General features: G+C 63.2%; 27 protein-coding genes. 16 read left to right on the top strand and 11 right to left on the bottom strand.

The window, feature by feature from the left end; translation table 11 throughout:
* The first annotated feature begins 26 nt into the window (after nt 1–26).
* From AC3A5Z_RS21565 to AC3A5Z_RS21550, 4 genes are all read left to right on the top strand, one after another.
* Nucleotides 27–1,244: a hypothetical protein gene (locus AC3A5Z_RS21565; RefSeq protein ID WP_487521332.1), complete on the top strand. Its 1,218-nt coding sequence runs from the start codon at nt 27–29 to the stop codon at nt 1,242–1,244.
* Between the two features lie 131 nt (nt 1,245–1,375).
* Nucleotides 1,376–1,660, top strand: coding sequence for an HU family DNA-binding protein (locus AC3A5Z_RS21560; RefSeq protein ID WP_487521331.1), 285 nt, complete (start codon nt 1,376–1,378; stop codon nt 1,658–1,660).
* Between the two features lie 277 nt (nt 1,661–1,937).
* A protein-coding gene (locus AC3A5Z_RS21555) for an IS5 family transposase (protein ID WP_487521330.1) occupies nt 1,938–2,695 on the top strand; the annotation gives its coding sequence in 2 pieces (ribosomal slippage) (nt 1,938–2,262 and nt 2,262–2,695; 759 coding nt in all).
* Nucleotides 2,696–2,740: 45 nt separating this feature from the next.
* Nucleotides 2,741–3,526: a putative bifunctional diguanylate cyclase/phosphodiesterase gene (locus tag AC3A5Z_RS21550; RefSeq protein WP_487521400.1), complete on the top strand. Its 786-nt coding sequence runs from the start codon at nt 2,741–2,743 to the stop codon at nt 3,524–3,526.
* A 238-nt stretch (nt 3,527–3,764) separates the two neighbouring features.
* On the opposite strand, the gene AC3A5Z_RS21545 is transcribed toward AC3A5Z_RS21550, so the two are convergent.
* The 3 genes from AC3A5Z_RS21545 to AC3A5Z_RS21535 all read right to left on the bottom strand — a co-directional run bounded on the left by AC3A5Z_RS21545 (nt 3,765) and on the right by AC3A5Z_RS21535 (nt 5,625).
* The gene (locus tag AC3A5Z_RS21545) at nt 3,765–4,688 is read right to left on the bottom strand and encodes a DMT family transporter (RefSeq protein ID WP_487521329.1); all 924 of its coding nucleotides are present in this window, start codon (nt 4,686–4,688) and stop codon (nt 3,765–3,767) included.
* An 84-nt stretch (nt 4,689–4,772) separates the two neighbouring features.
* The gene (rnk, locus tag AC3A5Z_RS21540) at nt 4,773–5,183 is read right to left on the bottom strand and encodes a nucleoside diphosphate kinase regulator (protein WP_487521328.1); all 411 of its coding nucleotides are present in this window, start codon (nt 5,181–5,183) and stop codon (nt 4,773–4,775) included.
* Between the two features lie 151 nt (nt 5,184–5,334).
* Nucleotides 5,335–5,625 carry a DUF1127 domain-containing protein gene (locus AC3A5Z_RS21535; protein ID WP_487521327.1) on the bottom strand — a complete coding sequence of 97 codons (291 nt, stop codon included), beginning with the start codon at nt 5,623–5,625 and terminating at the stop codon, nt 5,335–5,337.
* A gap of 451 nt (nt 5,626–6,076) precedes the next feature.
* On the opposite strand from AC3A5Z_RS21535, the gene AC3A5Z_RS21530 reads away from it, so the two are divergent.
* Nucleotides 6,077–6,817, top strand: a complete 741-nt coding sequence (locus AC3A5Z_RS21530) for a sulfite exporter TauE/SafE family protein (protein WP_487521399.1) — start codon at nt 6,077–6,079, stop codon at nt 6,815–6,817.
* A 55-nt stretch (nt 6,818–6,872) separates the two neighbouring features.
* Here the strand turns inward: AC3A5Z_RS21530 and AC3A5Z_RS21525 are convergent, their stop codons facing one another.
* Entirely contained in the window at nt 6,873–7,355 is a 483-nt protein-coding gene (locus tag AC3A5Z_RS21525) for a DUF411 domain-containing protein (RefSeq protein ID WP_487521326.1), read from the bottom strand.
* Nucleotides 7,356–7,547: 192 nt separating this feature from the next.
* Here AC3A5Z_RS21525 and AC3A5Z_RS21520 point away from each other — a divergent pair, with 192 nt between their 5' ends.
* A complete protein-coding gene (locus AC3A5Z_RS21520; protein ID WP_487521325.1) occupies nt 7,548–7,865 on the top strand; it encodes a DUF6968 family protein in 318 nt (105 codons plus the stop codon).
* A 184-nt stretch (nt 7,866–8,049) separates the two neighbouring features.
* Here AC3A5Z_RS21520 and AC3A5Z_RS21515 read toward each other — a convergent pair whose 3' ends face one another.
* Genes AC3A5Z_RS21515 through AC3A5Z_RS21505 form a run of 3 tightly spaced genes read right to left on the bottom strand, consistent with a single transcriptional unit; the run spans nt 8,050 to nt 10,174 of the window.
* Nucleotides 8,050–8,862, bottom strand: a complete 813-nt coding sequence (locus AC3A5Z_RS21515) for a cobalamin B12-binding domain-containing protein (RefSeq protein WP_487521324.1) — start codon at nt 8,860–8,862, stop codon at nt 8,050–8,052.
* A gap of 40 nt (nt 8,863–8,902) precedes the next feature.
* Nucleotides 8,903–9,598: a 5-formyltetrahydrofolate cyclo-ligase gene (locus AC3A5Z_RS21510; RefSeq protein WP_487521323.1), complete on the bottom strand. Its 696-nt coding sequence runs from the start codon at nt 9,596–9,598 to the stop codon at nt 8,903–8,905.
* A gap of 24 nt (nt 9,599–9,622) precedes the next feature.
* Complete coding sequence (locus tag AC3A5Z_RS21505) at nt 9,623–10,174, bottom strand: group III truncated hemoglobin (RefSeq protein ID WP_487521322.1); 552 nt, start codon at nt 10,172–10,174, stop codon at nt 9,623–9,625.
* On the opposite strand from AC3A5Z_RS21505, the gene AC3A5Z_RS21500 reads away from it, so the two are divergent.
* From AC3A5Z_RS21500 to AC3A5Z_RS21480, 5 genes are all read left to right on the top strand, one after another.
* Entirely contained in the window at nt 10,155–10,616 is a 462-nt protein-coding gene (locus AC3A5Z_RS21500) for an RrF2 family transcriptional regulator (protein WP_487521321.1), read from the top strand. The genes AC3A5Z_RS21505 and AC3A5Z_RS21500 overlap by 20 nt on opposite strands.
* 92 nt (nt 10,617–10,708) lie before the next feature.
* Nucleotides 10,709–10,864 (top strand): hypothetical protein, encoded by a 156-nt coding sequence (locus AC3A5Z_RS21495; protein ID WP_487521320.1) that lies wholly within the window; start codon nt 10,709–10,711, stop codon nt 10,862–10,864.
* Between the two features lie 460 nt (nt 10,865–11,324).
* On the top strand, nt 11,325–11,480 hold the full coding sequence (locus AC3A5Z_RS21490; RefSeq protein ID WP_487521319.1) for a hypothetical protein: 156 nt from the start codon (nt 11,325–11,327) through the stop codon (nt 11,478–11,480).
* Nucleotides 11,481–11,708: 228 nt separating this feature from the next.
* Entirely contained in the window at nt 11,709–12,230 is a 522-nt protein-coding gene (locus AC3A5Z_RS21485) for a cytochrome c oxidase subunit 3 (protein WP_487521398.1), read from the top strand.
* A 3-nt stretch (nt 12,231–12,233) separates the two neighbouring features.
* Complete coding sequence (locus AC3A5Z_RS21480) at nt 12,234–12,515, top strand: nitric oxide reductase F protein (RefSeq protein WP_487521318.1); 282 nt, start codon at nt 12,234–12,236, stop codon at nt 12,513–12,515.
* 471 nt (nt 12,516–12,986) lie between these two features.
* On the opposite strand, the gene AC3A5Z_RS21475 is transcribed toward AC3A5Z_RS21480, so the two are convergent.
* Nucleotides 12,987–13,826, bottom strand: coding sequence for a formate/nitrite transporter family protein (locus AC3A5Z_RS21475; protein WP_487521317.1), 840 nt, complete (start codon nt 13,824–13,826; stop codon nt 12,987–12,989).
* A 398-nt stretch (nt 13,827–14,224) separates the two neighbouring features.
* Between AC3A5Z_RS21475 and AC3A5Z_RS21470 the strand changes: the two genes are divergently transcribed.
* The 5 genes from AC3A5Z_RS21470 to cobA all read left to right on the top strand — a co-directional run bounded on the left by AC3A5Z_RS21470 (nt 14,225) and on the right by cobA (nt 19,775).
* The gene (locus AC3A5Z_RS21470; RefSeq protein WP_487521316.1) at nt 14,225–14,806 is read left to right on the top strand and encodes an ANTAR domain-containing response regulator; all 582 of its coding nucleotides are present in this window, start codon (nt 14,225–14,227) and stop codon (nt 14,804–14,806) included.
* Complete coding sequence (locus tag AC3A5Z_RS21465) at nt 14,803–15,954, top strand: ABC transporter substrate-binding protein (protein WP_487521315.1); 1,152 nt, start codon at nt 14,803–14,805, stop codon at nt 15,952–15,954. The genes AC3A5Z_RS21470 and AC3A5Z_RS21465 overlap by 4 nt, the downstream gene beginning before the upstream one ends.
* A 250-nt stretch (nt 15,955–16,204) precedes the next feature.
* A complete protein-coding gene (nirB, locus tag AC3A5Z_RS21460) occupies nt 16,205–18,637 on the top strand; it encodes a nitrite reductase large subunit NirB (protein WP_487521314.1) in 2,433 nt (810 codons plus the stop codon).
* The gene (gene nirD, locus AC3A5Z_RS21455) at nt 18,634–18,969 is read left to right on the top strand and encodes a nitrite reductase small subunit NirD (RefSeq protein ID WP_487521313.1); all 336 of its coding nucleotides are present in this window, start codon (nt 18,634–18,636) and stop codon (nt 18,967–18,969) included. The genes nirB and nirD overlap by 4 nt, the downstream gene beginning before the upstream one ends.
* Nucleotides 18,966–19,775, top strand: a complete 810-nt coding sequence (cobA, locus tag AC3A5Z_RS21450) for a uroporphyrinogen-III C-methyltransferase (protein WP_487521312.1) — start codon at nt 18,966–18,968, stop codon at nt 19,773–19,775. The genes nirD and cobA overlap by 4 nt, the downstream gene beginning before the upstream one ends.
* A 145-nt stretch (nt 19,776–19,920) precedes the next feature.
* Here the strand turns inward: cobA and AC3A5Z_RS21445 are convergent, their stop codons facing one another.
* The 3 genes from AC3A5Z_RS21445 to AC3A5Z_RS21435 form a co-directional block, all read right to left on the bottom strand.
* The gene (locus AC3A5Z_RS21445; protein ID WP_487521311.1) at nt 19,921–20,148 is read right to left on the bottom strand and encodes an NnrT protein; all 228 of its coding nucleotides are present in this window, start codon (nt 20,146–20,148) and stop codon (nt 19,921–19,923) included.
* A complete protein-coding gene (locus AC3A5Z_RS21440; protein ID WP_487521310.1) occupies nt 20,145–20,318 on the bottom strand; it encodes a hypothetical protein in 174 nt (57 codons plus the stop codon). Before AC3A5Z_RS21440 ends, AC3A5Z_RS21445 begins: the two co-directional genes overlap by 4 nt.
* Nucleotides 20,319–20,320: 2 nt before the next feature.
* A partial coding sequence (locus AC3A5Z_RS21435) for a nitric oxide reductase activation protein NorD (RefSeq protein WP_487521309.1) occupies nt 20,321–20,848 on the bottom strand: 528 nt, incomplete at its 5' end.

The raw sequence follows: 20,848 nt of genomic DNA, 5'->3' as shown, positions 1-20,848 counted from the left end.
TGCAGCCTACCATTGAAAGGCACTTTATGCCCACCAGCGCCTTCCTGACGCTCCTCAAGTGCGAGATCGCCGCCGCCAGGCTGGAAGCGATCTTTCTTGCCGAGCCTGCCACCGGCCGTCTCTGGCGGATCGAGGCGGCATATGGCGAAGCCGTTCGAAGCGTCGGGCTGGAGGATGTCCGCCTGAACGAGGGTGACTTGATCGCCCGCATGACGCTGAACAGGGCAGGGGAGGGGGATCCGCGCGGTCTGGAGCAGGCCGCTGCGATCCTGCGGATCCTGCGGCAGCCGGGCGATGTGCTGGGCCAGCCTGTAGCAGGACTGCGCCGCATCGAGGAGGCCGCTGCGCCGATCGGGGTTCGGCGTGACGAGCCGGAGGTGCTGACCGACGGGGAGCTCAGGGAGATCATCGAAGGCGCGCTGCGATACCGTGGGGCACCGATCGCCGGTGCGCTGCGGGCCTCGGCCGACTATGCCTGGCGGTCCGGACGGCATTCGCCCGTGGCAGAACGGCTCATCTTCTCCGCAGTCGAGGGCGCCTTGCGCGCGGAGAGCCTCGGCGTGCGGCAGGGCAGGATTGACGATGATCCGACGATCATCGGGCGTGTGGATGCGCACTGGGTCGTCACGCCATCGACGACGCTGACCCGACGGGGGTTCAGAATCTGGTCGCCGCTCCGCCCGGACACGATGATCGAGTTCGCGGGCCTCGTCGCGGAAAGCCTGGCGTGGGATCTTGGTCAGGTCGGCCAGCTGCGTCGGCACGTCGACTTGCTGGAGAGGGCAGGGGAGGGGCGGCGCGGCCGCGCGCGCCACGCCGACTTTGCGCGCTGGCTCCCGGAACACCCGGTCTTCTCTTCGGCGATGATCATGGACGGCATCGGCGTCACGCGGCGAACGGCGCTGGCATTGATCGAGGACTTCGTGGGGCAGGGCGTCGTCGCCTCGATCACGCCGCGGCGCTCCGCCCGCCTGTGGGCGACTGCTTCGCTCTCTGATCGGCTGAGAGTCCGCTCGACGCGGTCCCGGCCGGCAGAGGAGGTTCGTCCCGCCCTGCAATCGACCAAGGGTCCGATTGCTCCCGAGGCTGCAGCGGACTTCGCCGGGTTGCGCACGGCGGATCCCGCCAGCCGGACGTCGCTCCGCGCGGACAGCAAGGAAGGCATGGACCTGGCCATGGCGGATCTCGACAGGTTGATGACTGAGGCCGACGACATCCTGGCCGGGATCAGGCCGCGGAACTGAGCGGATAACTGTGCATTCCTTGCCTGCGTGGCGACATGGCTCTCATCAGTCCCGGGGGCCGGGTGGCAACCAGGGTGGGCAACCGGTATCCATGACTCAACGCAAGGCCAACTGAAGCAAAGGAAGACTGCATGAAGACGATGACCAAGACCGAGCTGGTGACGGCGCTCTCCGACAAATCGGGTCTGGCGAAGAAGGACGTTGATGCCGTGCTCGCGGCTCTGACCGACGTCGCCTCAGAAACCATGGCGCAAGGTGGTGCTCTGACGCTGCCGGGACTGGGCAAACTGGCGTGTCGTGAGCGCGCCGAGCGCATGGTCCGCAACCCGGCGACGGGCGAGCAAATGCAGAAGCCTGCCGACAAGGCGGTGAAGTTCACCATCGCCAAGGCGCTGAAGGACACCGTCAACGCATGAGGTGGCGTCGATGCCGGGCCGGAGGGCGTCAGGATAGGAGGCGCGAATGCCAGGCACCGTTATGCTTGCCGTCTCGATTTTAAAGCCGGTCGTGCCTTTGCAGACGTACACCCGCCCTGACGGCGCCCCAAGTACAAAAGTAGCACCGGCATTTTTATAGCTACCCGATCCTTTGCCACTGCGTGGGAGAGGCATGGAGCCAGGTCCGCGGCTAGGCTCCAGACCCATTGATTTCGGCTCGCTTGCGTGATTCAGGCTCCGCAAGGAGACCAGATCTATGAGCAACCTTTATTGGCTGACCGACGCCCAGATGGAGCGCCTCAAGCCGTTCTTTCCCAAGAGCCATGGCAAGCCTCGCGTCGACGATCGGCGCGTCTTGAGCGGCATAATCTTCGTCAATCGCAACGGCTTGCGGTGGTGCGACGCACCAAGGGAGTATGGCCCGGCGAAGACCCTCTACAACCGCTGGAAGCGCTGGAGCGACAACGGGGTCTTCGCCCGGATCATGATGAGCCTTGCCGCCGAGAGCGCCGAGCACAAGACTATCATGATCGACGCGACCTATCTCAAGGCACACCGCACGGCATCGAGCCTTGGGGTGAAAAAGGGGGGCGCGGACGCCAGATAGGCCGAACCAAAGGTGGCATGAACACCAAGTTGCACGCCGTCGCGGATGCCAAGGGGCGACCGATTGGGTTCTACCTGTCGGCCGGACAGGTCAGCGATTACACCGGCGCGACGGCTATGCTGAGCAGCCTGCCGAAGGCGGGTTGGCTGCTGGCAGATCGGGGCTATGACGCTGACTGGTTCAGGGAAGCGTTGAAAGACAAGGGGATAAAGGTCTGCATCCCCGGCCGGAAGTCGCGCAAGAAAGCCGTAAAATACGACAAGCGGCGCTACAAACGGCGCAATCGCATCGAGATCATGTTCGGGCGGTTGAAGGATTGGAGGCGGGTCGCCACCCGATACGACCGGTGCCCGCAAACCTTCTTCTCCGCCGTCATCCTCGCCGCCATTGTCTTGTTCTGGCTATGATCAAGAACGAGTCCTGAACCTAGGCTCAAAGAGCGCACCGCGCTTATCGCGGACCTCACCGCCGCCTTGGGAAATGAAGAGTTCGCCGTTCATTACCAGCCCCTGTATGATCTGGCTTCCCACCGCATCTGCGGGTTCGAGGCGCTACTGCGCTGGACGCATCCGCTCAGGGGGCTGGTATCGCCGGAGATCTTTATCCCGATCGCGGAAGAAACTGGGCTTATCCACCAGATCGGAGCGTGGGTGCTGCGAACCGCCTGTACGGCGGCAGCAGATTGGCCTGCCAACGTCTGCGTCGCAGTGAACCTTTCTACGCGGCAGTTCAGGGATCTCGAACTGCCGACGATGGTCGCTCGGGTCCTTGAGGAGACCGGGCTGCGGCCGGACCGGCTCGAGTTGGAGGTCACCGAGGCCGCGCTGCTCGATGACAGCGGGAGCAATCTGGACATCTTCGTTCAGCTGAACAAGATGGGTATTCGCGTGGCACTTGATGACTTTGGCACCGGCTACTCTGCGCTCAGCTACCTGCAGAAGTTCCCCTTCGCCAAGCTGAAGATCGACCGTTCTTTTATCACCGGGTTACCGGACAGCGAGTCAAGCCGGGCGATTGTGTCTGCGATCTGTGGCATGGCGCATGCCCTGTCGATCCGGGTGACCGCGGAAGGGGTCGAGACACGAGACCAGTTCGATTGGCTGCAGACCCGGTGCGATGAGATCCAAGGGTATCTCATCTGTCGCCCAGTTCCGGTTGACCGTATCCCTGACCTGCTCGCGGGCAAAAGGTCAACGGCGGATCAGGCCGGCTCCTTCTATCCGTTTCAAGTGGTCTAATATGCATTCTCGCCGTCCGGTAAGAAAGAGCGCGCTTTCATTTCCTGCCGCCGATGCATGGGCAGGGCGGAGCCCGGGCATGACGCCATCATCCAATAAAGGTTGATGTCGCAGGTTCGTGACGAGGCACGACAGGATCCTGCCGCGCGGGGCAGGGGCCGGAATAACCAAACCGACGTGAAACCCTCTCGACAGGCGGTGGGTAACCTTGCGCGTTTCGGCTGTCAAAAACCAGGGATTAGCGAACCGATGGACTGCCCAACGATGCGGTGACCTCAGCCTTGCGCCTCTCCGCCATTACCGCTTGGAAGTTTGACAAGAGGATGATCCCGCCGCCAAGAAACACCCATAGATCGATGGCCTCGCCGTAGGCGTAATAGCCGACAACGGCGGCCATTGGGACACGCAGGAAGTCGACGGGGATCACCACTGACGCTTCTAGTCGCTTCAGGGCCTGCGCCTGGCAGAAATGCGCGCTGAGCGCACCGATCCCGGCCACCAGCATCCATGGCGCGTCAGTCAAGCTGACCGGGCGCCAGTCCGTTAGCGATGCAATGAAACCCAGCGGTAGCTGTATCAGGATCATCCATACGACGATCGCACCGGGGGAGCAGTGCCCGGTGAGCCGCTTCACCATGATCAGAGACAGCCCGTATCCTGCTGCCGCAAGCAGGACCAGGCCCGCTGCGGGATCGATCATTCCTGCCCCGGGGCGGACGATGACCATGACACCGATGAAACCCCCGACCGTGGCAAAAAGGCGAGATCGGCTAACCTTCTCGCGGAGCAGAAGCCAGGCGAAAAGTGTCACCCAGATCGGCATCGTGAACTCCAGCGCAAAGACCGAGGCCAAAGGCAGAAGCACCACGCCGATGGTCCAGAAATACTGGGCGGTGAAGTGCACGATGTTACGCGCCAGATGCAACGGCACCGCCTGCATGCGCCGCACCTCCGGCAGCAGGGACCGACCGACGGCAAGAATGACACCAAGCCCGACCAAGGCGCGGAAGAACAGGATTTGCTGGATCGAGAGCGTTTCCGCCATCTCCCGCGAGCCGACGGACATGGCGATGAACGCGACCATACTGAAGCCCATCCAGATCAGCCCTTGGGCGAATGAAGTCCCGGGCAAGCTGAGGCGCGGTGTTGGGTTATCTGTCATGGTCTTGCTCTCGGAAGTGGCTTTTGCGCCTGCGCCGCGCGCATTTTGGCTCAGCAGATGATCTGGATACGGCTCAGGCCGAGGTTACGAATTCGCGGGCATGACCTTCACGACTTCCAGCGTCCGGGTCTCATCGTCCCGCGTGACCCAGGATATGGAGGAGCCTGCGCTGAGACCGAGAAGGGCGACGCCGATCGGGGTCAGCACGGAGACGCGATGCAGATCGATGTCTGCGTCTTCCGGGTAGGTGAGGATGACGGTCTGCACCCTGCCGTTGCCAAGGTCGCGGTAGGTGACCTCACTGCCGATCGTCACGATGTCGCCGCGCAGTTTCTCGGGAGCGACCAGCTTCGCTCTGGCAATCTCGTCCATCAGCCGCTCCCCAATTTGCGGAGAGCGCCGCATCATCGAGGTGGCGAGGGCTTCAAGCCGCCCGACAAGTGACTTGTCCAGATGGATTTTCGGGAGTCGTGTGGCGTTGATCACGGAGGTCATGAGGTTTCCAGTTCAAATTCAGGGAGGCCGCGCCTTGCGGTGCAATCAGGGGCAGGAGAAAGATCGTGCCCGGCACGCGCACCGAAGGTGCTCGCCCGGGCTTTCGGTATTGGCGGCGCAGGTATGCACGCTCATTAAGGGAGAGGTTCGCCTATGCGGCTTGGCGAAGGGTCTCGGCCGCCGCAGGAGCCGATTGCCGTTCTACGGGGGGAGAAGCCAACCAGCGCTCCCGCTCAACCAGAACATTGGCGAAGTCCTCAAGGGCACCTCGTTCAAGGCCGATGTCCAGCAGCATCCTGTCATCCAAGGCTGCGAGGGCAGCAACAGTCTTGCGCCGCTGCCAGCTTGTGATGACACGCGCAAGCCAGCGCTGCAGCAGGCCGGCGAAGGTATCGCTCTGTGCCGGAACGGCATTAGCTTTGCGTGGGTGAATTGCAGACATTATCTTCTCCTTCGAGACTACTGATGCCGCGTGAACGCGCAAAAGCTCCCGCCTCGGACAGGAGTGCCCGCGGGTATGAAGCTCGAATGACGGGACGGCGGCAGATTTGACCGGCGTGATAGACATCCCCCGTGGCGTAAGCGTGCAGACACGCTCGACCGCCCGGGGTTACCGGCGGTTCAGTAGATTTCCAGCGTAACGCAGGAACCTCTTATGGATGCAGAACATCGACATAGGGTTGATATGGCCGTTCGGGCCGAGAGTTGCAAGCCTGTGTGCTAAATCCAGGCGTCAGGTTGAAGGGCAGGTCCTCTGGCAGACCCACGGCCAATCGGCGGATGGGTATCCAGCGCGCCCTTAGTCGAGGGTTGGCTTCGTCCAGTCCTTGAAGTAGCCCCCCACCCGGGTCGGCGTCGACCTGACTGCAGAGGGCTGTGACGTGGAACTTTTGATGTTGGTCGTGGCCGCCTTCGGGGCGGGCGTTCTGAACACAGTCGCTGGTGGCGGCACCTTCCTGACCTTTCCGGCCCTGGTCTTCAGCGGTTTGCCCCCGGTCACGGCCAATGCGACCAGCACCGTCGCGGTCTTTCCGGGATACTTGGGCGGAGCCATCGGGTTTCGCGAGGAAATACTCAGCTTTGACCGTGCGAGGCTGCGCCGACTGATCGTGATTACCCTCGCAGGCGGTCTGGTCGGGTCCGGGCTGCTGCTCGTATCGTCGAATGAGGCCTTCTCCGTAGTTGTGCCCTTCCTGCTAACGGGGGCAACACTCGCTTTCCTCTTCGGGGACAGGGTGCGCACATGGGCCGCCGCGAAAGCTCGATCCATGACGCCGGAAGGGGCCTTCGGCCTATTCGCGGTGTCGCTCTATGGCGGCTATTTCAACGGTGGGCTCGGGATCGTGCTGTTGGCGCTGTTTGCGCTGTGGGGCATGACGGACCTGAACCGCATGAACGCCCTGAAGACCGGGCTCAGCTTTCTGCTGTCAGCCATTTCGGTGGCGGTCTTTGCTGCCGCGGGTCTGGTCGCATGGCCTCAAGCATTGGTCATGATGATAGCGGCCACTGCGGGCGGCTACACAGGTGCCCCGCTGGCAAAGGCTTTGCCGAAGGCGGTGGTGAGGGGCGTCATAGCCGCAGTCGGCTTCAGCATGAGCGCGGTGTTCTTCTGGCGGCTCTTTGCGCCTGCCTGAGCGCGTGCGCGGGAGGTGCCAGCGGAGGTCATCCGAAGCGCTTAGGCCCCGTCAATCATGCAGCAGCGTCGTATGACGAAAAAATCTCTGTGCTGCCATCCCGACGGATCAGGTGGACTTCATAGGCCTCACGTTCAGACTCGGGCCCCATGCCGGGCGACCCATAAGGCATGCCCGGGACTGCCAATCCGACCGCGTCGGGCTGCTCGGCCAGCAGGCGACGAATGTCGTCCGGCGGCACGTGGCCCTCGATGACGTAGCCCTCGACGTGCGCGGTATGGCAGGAGGCCATGGTCTCCGGGATACCGCTCTCGGCCTTGTGCGCCTGCAGGGCCTCATACTCCATCAACTCGACCTCCGCGGTGAAGCCATGGGGTTCGAGATATTTGATCCAGGCCGCGCAGCAGCTACAGTTTGGATCCTTGACCACATGCAGGGAGATTGACGCAGCGCGGAGCGGGGCTGGCATCAATGCGACCGCCAGTGCCGAGGCTAACAGAGCAAGGGCTGCGCGGCGGTCGATCAAGGTCTCTGACATCGGCAAGCCTCGTTCGGATCGGTTGCATGGGTGATTGAGCTTCCACCACTTCCGCATGATCCACAATGCGCGAGATGCGCACAGTCGTGCGGAAATGATAGGGAATCTCCGGCCGGCGAGGACCGCCGGCCAATTGCGGCCGCACGCCTCCGGGGGCATAAGGGACACGCCGCATCCGCCGCCGGGACTGAGATGACACCTTTTGTCGAACGCCGATTTGAGCTAGACGACGGCAAAGTAGTTGCCCGGTTCCATATGCCCGCTCAGGGCCCGAGCGGCGAGTATCGGTGCCAATGGTTCCTTGACTGGCCGGATCGTCAGCTCAGCGGAAAAGTCTGCGGCGAGGACGGTGTTCAGGCCCTGATGCTTGCTATGAAATACGTCCACCTTCAGCTCGTCGAAAGCGATGCCTATCGGAGCGGGAAGCTCACATTGTGGGAGCAGGCGGACCTGGATCTTCCGCCGACATGGGGTGCCGGGCCGCTCTATTTCATTCCGGACAGAATTTGATTTCTGATCGTATCGGGCCTATCCGGATGATTGCATGCTCCGGTGCTCCGGTGCCGCGAAGAGGCTACAGTGCGCATTCGTGAACCGTATCCCCGCCACCTTGCGACGATGCCATTCTGCGTAATATTGAAACGTCGTCCGGATCTCCCGCAAGCTCGCATGAGAACTGCAAAAACAGGTATCGCTACATTGCCAATTTTGCTGATCGTCGCTTTTTCAAGCTGAGGCGGCACAGGGCAAGTGCGCGCTGAGGATCTTTCTCGGCATAGTCAGCCCCTGTCAGACGCAGGACGTCAGGTTCACTATCGAGCATGCCTCCGCCAATGACGATCGGAGCATCGCTAGAAGTTGACCGCCGGATGGTTTGCACCAGGCGACGCAGCGGCTTTAGGCTGTCACCTTGAGCCGCAGAAATCATGACAACGTCAAAACGTGTTCTGCCCGTCTCCTCGCTCACCTCTTCAGGATGCGCCGCGAGGATCAGTCGCACGGAACAACCGAAGCGACGTAGCTGACTCACGACGATCATAGCCCCTAGGGTGTGATCATTTTCATTTGCAGTCAAAAGAAGGATGGAGGGACCATGAGCATCACCCAGTCGGACGCAACACCCGCCTTGTTCGAGGTAACGCAGCAGGGCTTGCAGTCTTGATACTGCGATTGTCACGCCGGCAAAGCTGGTTTCGTCACGAACCCACTGCTCGCCGATCTGTCGTGCGGAGGCGGGGATGTGGAGGTCGGTGATCTGCTCTGCCGTCACGCCGAGCCGTTCCAACCGCTCGGCCGCCCGCTTGCAGGCGTCAGGGTCACCGGCCAGTGCGGCACCGCAAAGCATGTCAACCTGCCGTTCGAAACGGGTTGCAGGAGCGAATACCAGATTAGCTTGGTGATGGGTTAGCATTGGCGCGGCCTCTTGAAGCATGGCGGGACGCGCCAATTCACGCTTACCATCAACAGAGACCAAGCAGCGACCTGCGCACAGTTCATCTACCTGCATCGACGCCGGCGATCGGTTGTCGGCGACACGCGGAAGGCTCTCAAGTCCAACTACGCAAAACGAAGGTGCTTGCCTCAGTCACGATAGCATCCATTGGGATGTCATGTTCCTGGGAGAAAATGGTTGCAAGCTGCGCAGAACCGAGCCCAACGCCAACGGTCAGAGGACGCATTGCAGGTGCTTGCAACGTTCGGTCGAAATACCCCCCACCATAGCCGAGCCGATAACCTGCCCTGTCCCAACCCACTACAGGAGCCAATGTGACGTCCGGCACGACCTCCGGCCCATCGGCCGGGACCGGGATCTTCCAGAAACCCTGCACCATTTTGCAATCGGGTGTCCAAAGGCGGAACACGAGCGGAGCCGCGGGCACCACCACGACTGGTAGGGCGACGCGCGCGCCACGTTCGAGCAGATTTTCCATCCAATGCCGAAGGTTCAGTTCGGCTTTGATCGGCCACCAGGCGGAAATCGTCAGCCCCTCAATACTCTGGTAGCGAGCGGCCAGGAGGGCGTCGAGGCGGCCCGAGATTGTTTCTGCTACCGCCTGACGTTCCGATACGGGCAGGGCAGCACGTTCAGCCAGTAAGCGTGCCCGCACTGCCTTACGCCATCGCGCTACGTCTTCTTCCTGCTGTGGATCGACCGCAAGGGGATCGAAATGGTTCTGGTCGACCTCATGAGCGAAGCACGGCGGCGAGGCATAGCCGTATGTTATGGTGTCATCTGGTATCATGATCTGTTCCGGGCCAATGCCTTGTCATAGTTTCGGGACGGCACCGTTGCGGGCGCGTGCAGCGTCATCGATGGCGAAGTTCAGTGACCTGGCGATGCGTTCGGCGCGGGCGATGACATGGTCGGCACCCGCCGGTGGGCAGACCTCGCCGGCAGTTTCGCGAAACAACACGAGCCAGCGTTCGAAGTGCGCCCAGGTCACCGGCAAGTCTGCATGTTTGGTCACCGGCGAACCGTGGTAACAGCCTGTCATCAATGCAACGGACGACCAGAATTCGACCATACGCGCAAGGTGCGGCTGCCAATCCGTGATGCGCGCGACAAAGATGGGGCCAAGCAAAGGATCCACCCGCACCTTGTCGTAGAAACGGTGCACCAGCGTGGTCAGCAACGCCTCGTCCAGTCCGGTGTCAGCCATCAAGGATGCTGTCATCGCAGGTCGTGCTGAGCGGATCGGCTGGGGCTGCACATCGGGAGACATGGTGAATCCATCTGTCTGGGTTGCGTTCAGCTCTAGATAGTTTAATAGGTATTGTAAATACTGATTAGGATCCTCGATGCGGCTGACATCTTTCACTGACTATGGCCTGAGAATGCTGATGCGGATGGCCAGCACGCCCAGCCGCGCCTTCTCCACAGCCGAACTGGCAGATGAGTTCAGTCTCTCGCGGCATCACCTGATCAAGATCATGCAGCGGTTGGCACAGGGAGGGATCGTGTCCACCCGGCGTGGTGGCGGTGGTGGCGCGGTTCTGGCTCGTGCACCGCAGGACATTAGCTTGGGTGCCGTCGTGCGCCTTCTGGAAGACGGTCAGGCGCTCGTTGAGTGTTTTGCCGCTAACGGGGGCAACTGCACCCTCACCCCATGCTGCCGCCTCAGAACCCGGCTTCAAAGCGCAAAGAACGCGTTTATGGCCGACCTCGACCGTTCCACACTCCGGGATATCGCGCTGCCTGACGCGTCTGTCTCCCTAGTTTCCAAAGGGGCACAAGCCTCAAAACCCATCAACTCGACATGAGTAAATCCCACAGAGCCGCCGTGTGCTGACTTTTAAACAACGCGCTAGGCAATGACGCCGTGCGAAATACCGCGCAATTAAAGGAGCTCAGAATGACATTGTCCCAAGCATTTCTGTGGCCGGGAACCAAAGCCTGTGAACGTCTTGGGGTCGACCCTGAAGGCGAAGCTTGCCTCATTCGCTGGATGGTTAACACACTCGTCTATCTTGTGGTCAGCTTGACTGTGGTCTGGATCGTGGCGGTTTGACGAGGCCGAGGAGGTTGGTAGGCGGTCCTGTGTTGAAGGGGGTTAACGCCGCGCGTTAAATGGCCACTGCCGGCGATGAATAAAAGGCTCGCGATGGGCTGTTGGCGTAGGTGACCATCCAGCCGTGGGCTTTGCGCTGCCGAGTCGTGCCCTTGGACCCAAAAAGCGACCATGAGTGTAGTTCCCGGACGCGCGGTCCTGCAGCCATTTACCGGCGCCACCATGTGGTTGCGCGCGAGCGCCTCCGGAACCGCTAGGCCGATGACTTTCCGCTGTCGGCCGATCAGGATCGGACGCTCGACGGCCCCAAGGTGTGCTGGACATCATCCTCGCCAATCCTGATACCGCGCGCTTCGATCCTGCGGTGATGGCAATGCCCGCGCAGCCGCAATAAATCGACACCCCCGCTCTATTCCTGGCCGACGTCTGACCGTGTGCCGGTGGGGAACTCGACGGCACGATGCTGCTTCACATCTCTGCGGAGAAGATCCCGGACGAGCAGGACATCCGGCGCCTGACGCAGACCCTCGAGATCCTGCGCTACAGCGACACGATCAAGCAGGATTTCGAACTGGACGGTGTCACCATCCCGGGTAGGGGGCCGCGCCGGGCGTGATCTTCAATGCTGCGTGTCCTCTGAGGTCTGACATTCTCTCCCGAGGTTGCTTTACAGCAACTTGATGCACAGGAACTTCAGGCAGTATGGGCGGAGTTTCCGAGAAAGGATTTCGCCTTGCCCACATCACCACCGCCGGAGGGCCGGCTTGACGACTGGCCTGAAGATTGGCCTGCCGAATGGCGGGAAGTGCCTGACAGCAAGCGCGCGCCCTCTATCCTGCATCAGATGCCCGGTGATCTGATGATGTGGATCCTGATCGTCTCCGAACTCTTGGTGTTCGGTGCTGGTCTTGCGGGCTTCATGGCTGTCCGACTGACGGACCCTGCAGGTTTCGCTGCGGCCCAGGACCAACTTCACCGTGGTGCGGCGGGGATCAACACCTTGCTTCTCGTCACCTCCGGCCTTTTCGCAGCCGTTGCAGCAAGAGCCGCAGAGGCTCATCAATCTAAGCGCACCAGGGCTTTCCTGGCACTCGCAGCCCTGCTTGGGATCGGCTTTCTTCTCATCAAGTCGAGCGAGTATGCAGAACTGATCCAGTCGGGCATTGGCACAGAGACCCATCCATTCTTCATGTTTTACTACCTGCTAACCGGGTTCCACGCGGCCCATGTCGTCGCCGGTATCGTGCTCTTCGTGGTGGTCGGATGGAACTGTTCGCCCGCCGGTGTCGAGATGGGAGCCGCCTTTTGGCATATGGTAGATCTCGTATGGGTGCTCCTGCTCCCGGTAATTTATCTCCTGAGGTGATGCATGTTCCATTCCCCATTGCTGCGACCCTGGCTGTTTCTCGTCGGGCTTACCGGCATCACGGCGTTGACTGCCGTATCCACGGGAGGTGCGGATCTGACTAAGACGGCAAGGATGGCTGTCGGTGTCCTGCTCCTGTTGCTGGCACTTGCAAAGGCCCGCATCATCCTGGCCCGCTACCTTGGACTCGCACAGGTGCCGCCTGTCCTGCGCGGGTCCACCGTCATACTCCTGCTTTACATGGTTCTCCTGGCAGGCCTCTATATGGTTCCACTTCTCACCTGACGGTAGTTACTCTCGTTCGGCGCACTCTGCCTCATGCATCAATCGACCGATGTGCTTTGCGAAGACCGCCGTGGCTGGCCATCCAAGCACGGCGCCCCCGAGCACCGCCACGCCCGGTGAAAGGACCGGCATACCTAGCCAAGACAGGATGAGCGAGGCAAAGAATAGGTTCACCGCCGCCGCGCGCGTGGCGACGGGGGAGAGCATGAACGTGAGGCGCAGCTTCCGGGTCATCCAGGGCTGACGGTCATTACACATCGACCAGACGGGCTTGTGAACGTCAGTGGTGGCCGGCGAAACGGGCTATATTCGGAAACAAGCTGAGGGCCTGACATAAATTGCTATTCGTTCGCACAGGCGGTCCTGGATTGGCCTTGGCAACGCAACTATCCTACACACTGCCGAACCTTACTTAATCGGCGTGGGCTTTGGCGCGGCAACCTGTTGGATGTCTGCGCACCCGCAAAAGCGTCACTCGGCCGGAACGGCGAAGGCCCGTGATTCCCCGGAATCGCCTACCTCGCGACGGTGATGCGTGGCATAGAGCGCGAGGCCGACGAAGACCAACCCGCCCACCAGATTGCCGATGACGGTCGGGATCTCGTTCCAGATCATGTAATCCATGAACGAAAACTGGCCGCCCAACATCAGGCCGGAGGGAAACAGGAACATGTTCACCACCGAATGCTCGAAGCCCATGTAGAAGAACACCATGATCGGCATCCACATTCCGATCACCTTGCCGCTCACGCTGGTCGACATCATCGCGGCAACCACGCCGGTCGAGACCATCCAGTTGCACATCACCCCGCGCACGAAGAGCGTCAGCATCCCGGCGGAGCCATGCGCGGCGTAGCCCAGCGTGCGTCCCTCGCCGATGTGGCCGATCCTCTGGCCGACCTCGTTCGGCTCCTCGCTGAAACCGAAGGTGAAGATGATTGACATGAACAGCGCCACGGTAAGCGCCCCGCCGAAGTTGCCGGTGAAGACGAGGCCCCAGTTGCGCAGGATGCCGCTGACCGTCACGCCCGGCCGACGATCGAGGAGCGCCAGCGGCGTCAGGGTGAAGACCCCGGTCAGAAGGTCGAAACCCATCAGGTAAAGCAGGATGAACCCGACCGGAAAGAGCATCGCGCCAACCAGCGGCTGGCCGGTCTGCACGGTCACCGTCACGGCAAAGGCTGCGGCAAGGGCGAGGATTGCCCCCGCCATATAGGCACGGATCAGGGTGTTGACCGTGCCCATGTGGACCTTGGATTCTCCGGCGTCGATCATCTTCCTCACGAAATCGGGCGGGGTGACATAGGACATGGCTGCATTCCTTTCGGTCAGGCGCGGCTGAGGCGCGGACTGGGTCTGGAACTGCGTGAACGGACGTGCGCCGGAACCGGGGAGGACCACGTTCACACAGCGCCGTTGCTGATTGCCTTGCGGCAGATTCGGGAGAAGGTGTCGCGCCATTGCGACAAGGGGACAGCCAGCTTGCGGGGCGTCTTGAATAAGCGGGCCTCACGCAGCTGCCTCGGGCAAGCTAAAACTCGTCTCCGATCCGTCTCCAGACCTGCCGTGCCCAAATCGACCGCAGAACAGGCGGAACTCGGGCAGCAACGACCTGATTTAAGGCACAGCGCGCGGTGTGCAGGCCCCGCCACTTGCACCGTTGCGCGTTCCATGGCCTGACGAAAGCACACCTCCCGGACCGATATCCTATGAAACGCCTCTCCATCGTCCTCGTCGAAATGATCCCGGAGCGCGCGGCGCTGATCACCGAGGCGCTGCGGCAGGAGGGGGATTACGATCTGACGGTGATCGACAGCGATACCTCGCTGGCCCGGCGGATCGCCGAGCTTGCCCCGGACCTCGTGCTGATCGACATCGCCAACCCATCACGCGACATGCTGGAGGAGCTGAGCCTCGCCTCCTCGCCGATGGAGCGTCCGGTGGCCATCTTCGTCGACCGGTCCGACCGTGGGCTGACACATGCCGCGATCGAGGCGGGCGTTTCGGCCTATGTGGTGAACGGGCTGCGGGCGGAACGCATCACCCCGGTGCTCGATGCGGCGATTGCGCGCTTCCACATGTTCCAGCGGATGCGCGCCGAACTTGCCGCCACACGCGCGGCCCTGGAAGAGCGCAAGATCGTCGACCGCGCCAAGGGCATCCTGATGAAGGTGCGGGGCATCACGGAGGACGAGGCCTACGCCCTGCTGCGCCGAACCGCGATGGACCAGAAACGCAAGATCGCCGAGATCGCGCAGGCCATCCTCACGGCTTCGGAGCTCTTGCGATGAGCAGCAGCGCCGTTTCGGCAGGGTTCCTGCCGCTGGTCGATGCAGCCCCGCTGATCGTGGCGCTGGAACTGGGCTTTGCCGAGGAGGAGGGGCTGGCGCTTTCGCTGACCCGTGCGCCGTCCTGGTCGGCACTGCGCGATCTCTTGGCCTTCGGACAGGTCGATGCGGCGTCGATGCTGTCGCCGGTGCCGGTGGCGAGCGCGCTGGGGCTGGGCGGGCTGCCTGCGCGGATCGACGCGCTGATGGTAACCTCGCTGGGGGGCGAGGCGGTGGCGGTGTCGAGGACGCTGGCGGCGAAGATGCGGACGACGGGCTATACCTTCGATTTCGCGGATGCGACTGCGGCGCGCGCCAGCTTGCAGGCTGTCGGCGAGCCGCTGCGCATCGGCATCCCGTTCCCCTTCTCCATGCATGCCGAACTGCTGTATCGCTGGCTGGGTGAGACGATCGAGGTCCACACCGTGCCGCCGCCGATGATGGCGGAGGCGGTTGCTGCGGGGGATGTCGATCTGTTCATCATCGGCGAGCCCTGGGGATCGGTCGCGGTCGAACGCGGCGTCGCACAGCTTCTGCTGCCCGGCACGGCGATCTGGCGCGCCTCGCCCAACAAGGTGTTGGCGATGCGGCACGACCAGGTCGAGGCCGACCCCGATCTGACGGGTCGGCTGATGCGCGCGGTCTGGCGGGCCTGTCGCTGGCTGGCCTTGCCGGAAAACCGGCTGGCCACTTCGGAGATCCTTGCTCGCCCGACCTATCTCGACCTCTCCTCCGAGATCATCGAGCGCATCCTGTCCGCCCGCGTCGTCGTCTCACCGGACGGCGATGAGCGCAGCGCGGACCGGATCGTCGAGTTCTTCTCCGGCTGTGCCACCTTTCCCTGGCGCAGTCAGGCTGAATGGATCGGCAGCCGGCTTGCCGCCCGGCATGGGCTGGAGCCTGTCGCCGCCCGCAGAATCGCCCGCGAGGTGTTCCGCAGCGATCTCTACCGCCAGCATCTCGGACCGGCGGGGGCCGATCTGCCCGCGGCCTCGTCGCGGCTGGAGGGGGCTGTGAAGGAGCGCGGCCTGCACCCGGCGGCGCAGGGCCGGGTGATGTTGCTGCCAGATGCCTTCTTCGACGGTACCATTTTTGATCCCGACCTACGCTAGGCGCGCAAATATCGGGCAGATGACGGCCCGGCAGTTCGGGGCCTTGCAACTCGCTTGACCCGAGCGAGGGTGCGGTTCATCTAAGAAGGTGACGGTGCCGGACAACGATGTTCCGCACCCCTGCTCCCCCCGACGTCAGGGGCTCCCCCACATCAGAGCAAAGCCGCTCGACAGCATGGTCCAAGCCCTGCCGTCGTCGGCCTTTTTCCATTCAGCACTCCCCTCGCGGGGACCGCCAAGGACAGGTGAAATGACCCAGAACCTCGTGGTGATCGGGGCCGGTATGGCCTCGGGTAGGTTGCTCGAACATCTGACGGAAGACGCCCCCGGCGCCTTCAACATCACCCTCTTCAACGCCGAGCCGCGTGGCAACTACAACCGGCTGATGCTGTCGCCGGTGCTCTCGGCGGAGAAGACCTATGCCGAGATCATCACCCATGACACCGCTTGGTATGCCGCGCAGGGGATCGACTGCCGCTTTGGCGAAAGCGTCACGCGCATCGACCGGCAGGGGAAGATCGTTTATTCGGGGGAGGGCGGCGCACCCTATGACAAGCTGGTCATCGCCACTGGCTCCGCCCCCTTCCTCATCCCGGTGCCGGGGCGCGATCTGCCGGGGGTCGTGACCTATCGCGATCTGGACGATACCAGCGCGATGACCGCCGCAGCTCTGCGGGGCGGGTCGGCGGTGGTGATCGGCGGCGGGCTTCTGGGGCTGGAGGCGGCTGCGGGTCTGCGGATCCTCGGCATGGATGTGACCGTCATCCATCTGATGGGGCACCTGATGGAACGCCAGCTTGACCCTGCTGCCGGATACCTGCTGCAGAAGGAACTGGAGCGGCGCGGCATCCGCATCCATTGCAAGGGGGCCACCAAGGCCATTCTCGGGACCGACCGGGTCGAGGCGGTGCTGCTGGAGGATGGCACCACCTATCCCGCCGATCTGGTCTGCATGGCCGTGGGCATCCGCCCCGAGACCCGCGTCGCCACCGACGCCGGGCTGGAGGTCGGGCGCGGCGTGATCGTCTCGGGAACCATGGCAACCTCGGACCCGTCGATCTCTGCGCTCGGCGAATGCGTGGAGCATGACGGCCAGCTCTTCGGTCTCGTCGCACCACTATATGATCAGGCGAAGGTGCTGGCACAGAACCTGCTGGGCCGCCCCGCGGCCTTTATGCCGGTGGAGACGGCGACCAAGCTGAAGGTCACCGGCTGCGATCTCTATTCCGCCGGCGACTTCGCCGACAAGCCCGGACGCGAGGATATCGTGTTCCGCGATCCGGGGCGCGGCGTCTACAAGCGTCTGGTGCTGGAAGCCGATCGGCTGGTCGGCGCGGTGCTGTATGGCGAGACCGGCGACGGGCCATGGTTCTTCGGCCTGATCAAGGACCGGACCGATATCTCGGGGCTACGCGAAACGCTGATCTTCGGCCCGGCAGGCGCTGGCACAGCCGATCCGCTGGCCGCGGTGGCCGCATTGCCCGACAGTGCCGAGATCTGCGGTTGCAACGGGGTATGCAAGGGACGCATTGCACAGGCGGTGGCAGGCGGCGCCACCACTCTCGCCCTTGTGCGTGCCGCGACGAAGGCCTCGGCTTCCTGCGGCACCTGCACCGGGCTGGTGGAGCAGGTCATGGCCCTCACCCTCGGCGATGCCTTCGAGAAACCGACGTCCCAGCCGCTCTGCCCCTGCTGCGACCACACCCATGAGGACGTGCGCCGCCTGATCAAGTCGATGGGGCTGAAGTCGATTCCGGCGGTGATGCAGGATCTGGGGTGGAAGACCTCCGGCGGCTGCCATTCCTGTCGTCCGGCGCTGAACTACTATTTGCTGGCGGAATGGCCGCTGGAGTATCGCGATGACCGGCAGAGCCGCTTCGTGAACGAGCGCAACCACGCGAATATCCAGAAGGACGGCACCTATTCCGTGGTGCCGCGCATGTGGGGCGGCGTCACCACCCCGGCGGAGCTGCGTGCGATTGCCGATGCCGCCGACAAATACAGCGTGCCGATGGTGAAGGTGACCGGCGGCCAGCGGATCGACCTGCTGGGCGTCCGGAAGGAGGATCTGCCGCTGATGTGGTCGGACCTGAATGCGGCGGGGCTTGTGTCGGGGCATGCATACTCCAAGGGGCTGCGCACGGTGAAGACCTGCGTCGGCACCGAGTTCTGCCGCTTCGGCACCCAGGACAGCACAGGGCTCGGCATCCGGCTGGAGAAGCTGATGTGGGGCAGCTGGACGCCGCACAAGCTGAAACTGGGCGTTTCCGGCTGCCCGCGCAACTGTGCCGAGGCGACCTGCAAGGACATTGGCGTCGTTTGCGTCGACAGCGGCTATCAGGTCAGCGTGGCGGGGGCGGCGGGCATGGAGGTGAAGCAGACCGAGGCTCTGGCCCATGCCGCGACCGAAGCGGAGGCGATCGAGATTATCCTCGCCTTCACCCAGATCTACCGCGAGAACGCCCGCTATCTGGACCGCGCTTGGAAATGGGTGGCGAAGGTCGGGCTCGACTGGGTCAAGACGCAGGTCGTCGACAATCTGGACAACCGCCGTGCGCTCGTCGCTCGGTTCGAGCTGAGCCAGTCAGTCTACCGCCGAGACCCCTGGGCGGACCTTTCGACACCGGACGAAACTCCGAAATGGGCTCCGATGGCCGACCTGTCGCTGGAGGCCGCGGAATGAGTCCATACATCGACATCGGCGCGCTGGACGACATCCCCGCGCAGGGTGCCCGGTTGATCCGCACGGCGCAGGGCTGCATCGCCGTGTTCCGCACCGCCGACGACCGGCTGTTCGCGCTGGATGACCGCTGCCCGCACAAGGGCGGCCCGCTGTCCGAGGGCATCGTCCACGGCACCTCGGTCACCTGCCCGTTGCACAACCGGGTGTTCGATCTGAACACAGGACTAGCTACCGGGATGGACGAGGGGTCCGTGCAGACCTATGGCATCCGGCTGGAGGCCGGGCGCATCCTGATCGACAGCGCCTTTCTGGCGCGGAGGGCGGCAGCATGAGCTTCCTTCCCGCCGATACGCCCTCGGGTCGCCCGCTGGGCCGGATCGCCCTCGTCGGCGCGGGTCCGGGCACCGCCGATCTCCTGACCTTGCGGGCGTTGGAGCGGCTGCGCACCGCCGACGTCGTGTTCTACGACCGACTTGTCGACCCTGCCGTGCTGGCGCTGACGCCCGCCCGCACGGTCTTTGTCGGAAAGGAAGTGGGTACCAACTCATGGCCGCAATCCCGCATCAACGCCGTCATTGTTGCCGCGGCGCTAGAAGGGCTGCGCGTCGTGCGACTGAAATCCGGCGACCCATCGGTCTTCGGCCGCGCCGGCGAAGAGCTGGAGGTGGCCCGTCTCGCGGGCATTCCGGTCGAGATCGTTCCCGGCATCACCGCAGCCAGTGCCGCCGCCGCGAGCCTCAGCCGCCCGCTGACCGAGCGCGGCCAGACCGAGCGCCTGCTGATCGCAACGGCTACCTGCCGCCCGGGCGCCGTGGCCGACGTCGCCGCGGGATTCTCGTCAGGCTCGACGCTGGTCCTCTACATGGCCATGCATCGCTTGGCTGAAGTCGAAGCAGAACTGCTGGACGCTGGAGCGCCCGCCGATTGTGAAGTGGACATCGTTCAACACGTCGAAACCGCTCACGAACGCCGCGTGCGGACCAATTTGCAGGGGATGTCCCGGGCGGCTGCTTCTGCGGGAATGGGAAACCCGGCAGTCGTGCTGGTGCGCTGGACCGTGGCAAAGGCGCGGGCGCGGGCTGATCATGACTATTCGCCGGCCTGCATTAGCCGGCGTGTGGTGCTTGAAGGCAGGTAGCAGATCTAAATTTCTCTCTGCAATAAAGATCCTGCAACCACCGGTTTTCCTGATTGTTAAACTGCGGCAGGTTCTGTCCATTTGCGAATATTGCTTGCTGTAGTATCGCCTAACCTAGCCGCAAGTTTTTTGGTGCTGGAAGGGCTCACGTTCGCTCGTTGAGCTCGGCTTCCTCCATCAGCCTGCCGATATGCCTCGCAAATAGCGCCGTGGCCGGCCATCCGAGCGCCGCGCCCCCGAGCACTGCCCACGCCGGAGAAAGCACCGGCATCCCTGCCCATGACAGGATGAGCGAGGCAAAGAACAGGTTCACCGCCGCTGCGCCTGCGCCGAATGGGTAGAGCAGCAGGGTCAGGCGCGCCTGTCGGGTCATCTACGGCTGACCAGCCATTGCACGGCAATGAGGCTGACGATGAGGGCTCCCGAAGCGATGGCGAACCAGAACTCGGCGGTGTCGGTCTGGGCTTGCGGCACGGGACGGTCGAAGGCAGCGGCCTGGACGCTCGCGGGGAGCAGCACCAGCAGGGCGGTGAGGGAACGCATGGTCAGGTCTCCTGTGTGAGGGATCGGTAGATGTCGGGCAAGGCCCGCGACAGGCGGGCGGGGTCGGGCAGCAGGGTGAAGCCGGAGCGGCCGAAGATGCGGGCGAACCAGTCCTGCCCGTCGGCATCGACCACCACGCCATGCACCGCCTGGCACCGGCCCTTGGCCTCGCGCACCGCCATGCGGCTGTCCTCGATGCCGTGGATCCCCTCGTAATGGTCGAGGTCGTTCGGTTTGCCGTCGGTCAGCACCAAGAGCAGCTTGCGGGCCGAGGGCTCCTTGGCCAACATCGCCGAGGTGTGGCGGATCGCGGTGCCGAGCCGGGTGTAATGGCCGGGTTTCAGGCTGCCGATGCGGGCGGTGACCTCGGGCGTCATGCGACCCTCGAAGCCCTTGCAGCGGGTCAGGAACACCCGGTCGCGCTTCAGCGACGAGAAGCCCCAGATGCCCAGCCGGTCCCCCGCCACATTGATGCCGCCGGCCAAGGCCGCCAGCGCCTCGCGCATGGTGTCGATCACCGAGCGGTCGCC

Source organism: Cereibacter sp. Soil_C_27, assembly GCF_057657095.1.
Note: the sequence above shows the minus strand (reverse complement) of the source record. Positions and strands in the feature narration are given on the sequence as shown.

What these genes read in the sequence shown, in the direction of transcription:
- AC3A5Z_RS21565 (WP_487521332.1), top strand. Translation starts at nt 27, where the DNA reads ATGCCCACCAGCGCCTTCCTGACGCTCCTCAAGTGCGAGATCGCCGCC.
- AC3A5Z_RS21560 (WP_487521331.1), top strand. Translation starts at nt 1,376, where the DNA reads ATGAAGACGATGACCAAGACCGAGCTGGTGACGGCGCTCTCCGACAAA.
- AC3A5Z_RS21545 (WP_487521329.1), bottom strand. Translation starts at nt 4,688, where the DNA reads ATGACAGATAACCCAACACCGCGCCTCAGCTTGCCCGGGACTTCATTC.
- rnk (WP_487521328.1), bottom strand. Translation starts at nt 5,183, where the DNA reads ATGACCTCCGTGATCAACGCCACACGACTCCCGAAAATCCATCTGGAC.
- AC3A5Z_RS21535 (WP_487521327.1), bottom strand. Translation starts at nt 5,625, where the DNA reads ATGTCTGCAATTCACCCACGCAAAGCTAATGCCGTTCCGGCACAGAGC.
- AC3A5Z_RS21530 (WP_487521399.1), top strand. Translation starts at nt 6,077, where the DNA reads ATGTTGGTCGTGGCCGCCTTCGGGGCGGGCGTTCTGAACACAGTCGCT.
- AC3A5Z_RS21525 (WP_487521326.1), bottom strand. Translation starts at nt 7,355, where the DNA reads ATGTCAGAGACCTTGATCGACCGCCGCGCAGCCCTTGCTCTGTTAGCC.
- AC3A5Z_RS21520 (WP_487521325.1), top strand. Translation starts at nt 7,548, where the DNA reads ATGACACCTTTTGTCGAACGCCGATTTGAGCTAGACGACGGCAAAGTA.
- AC3A5Z_RS21515 (WP_487521324.1), bottom strand. Translation starts at nt 8,862, where the DNA reads ATGCAGGTAGATGAACTGTGCGCAGGTCGCTGCTTGGTCTCTGTTGAT.
- AC3A5Z_RS21510 (WP_487521323.1), bottom strand. Translation starts at nt 9,598, where the DNA reads ATGATACCAGATGACACCATAACATACGGCTATGCCTCGCCGCCGTGC.
- AC3A5Z_RS21500 (WP_487521321.1), top strand. Translation starts at nt 10,155, where the DNA reads ATGCGGCTGACATCTTTCACTGACTATGGCCTGAGAATGCTGATGCGG.
- AC3A5Z_RS21495 (WP_487521320.1), top strand. Translation starts at nt 10,709, where the DNA reads ATGACATTGTCCCAAGCATTTCTGTGGCCGGGAACCAAAGCCTGTGAA.
- AC3A5Z_RS21490 (WP_487521319.1), top strand. Translation starts at nt 11,325, where the DNA reads ATGCTGCTTCACATCTCTGCGGAGAAGATCCCGGACGAGCAGGACATC.
- AC3A5Z_RS21485 (WP_487521398.1), top strand. Translation starts at nt 11,709, where the DNA reads ATGCCCGGTGATCTGATGATGTGGATCCTGATCGTCTCCGAACTCTTG.
- AC3A5Z_RS21480 (WP_487521318.1), top strand. Translation starts at nt 12,234, where the DNA reads ATGTTCCATTCCCCATTGCTGCGACCCTGGCTGTTTCTCGTCGGGCTT.
- AC3A5Z_RS21475 (WP_487521317.1), bottom strand. Translation starts at nt 13,826, where the DNA reads ATGTCCTATGTCACCCCGCCCGATTTCGTGAGGAAGATGATCGACGCC.
- AC3A5Z_RS21470 (WP_487521316.1), top strand. Translation starts at nt 14,225, where the DNA reads ATGAAACGCCTCTCCATCGTCCTCGTCGAAATGATCCCGGAGCGCGCG.
- AC3A5Z_RS21465 (WP_487521315.1), top strand. Translation starts at nt 14,803, where the DNA reads ATGAGCAGCAGCGCCGTTTCGGCAGGGTTCCTGCCGCTGGTCGATGCA.
- nirB (WP_487521314.1), top strand. Translation starts at nt 16,205, where the DNA reads ATGACCCAGAACCTCGTGGTGATCGGGGCCGGTATGGCCTCGGGTAGG.
- nirD (WP_487521313.1), top strand. Translation starts at nt 18,634, where the DNA reads ATGAGTCCATACATCGACATCGGCGCGCTGGACGACATCCCCGCGCAG.
- cobA (WP_487521312.1), top strand. Translation starts at nt 18,966, where the DNA reads ATGAGCTTCCTTCCCGCCGATACGCCCTCGGGTCGCCCGCTGGGCCGG.
- AC3A5Z_RS21445 (WP_487521311.1), bottom strand. Translation starts at nt 20,148, where the DNA reads ATGACCCGACAGGCGCGCCTGACCCTGCTGCTCTACCCATTCGGCGCA.
- AC3A5Z_RS21440 (WP_487521310.1), bottom strand. Translation starts at nt 20,318, where the DNA reads ATGCGTTCCCTCACCGCCCTGCTGGTGCTGCTCCCCGCGAGCGTCCAG.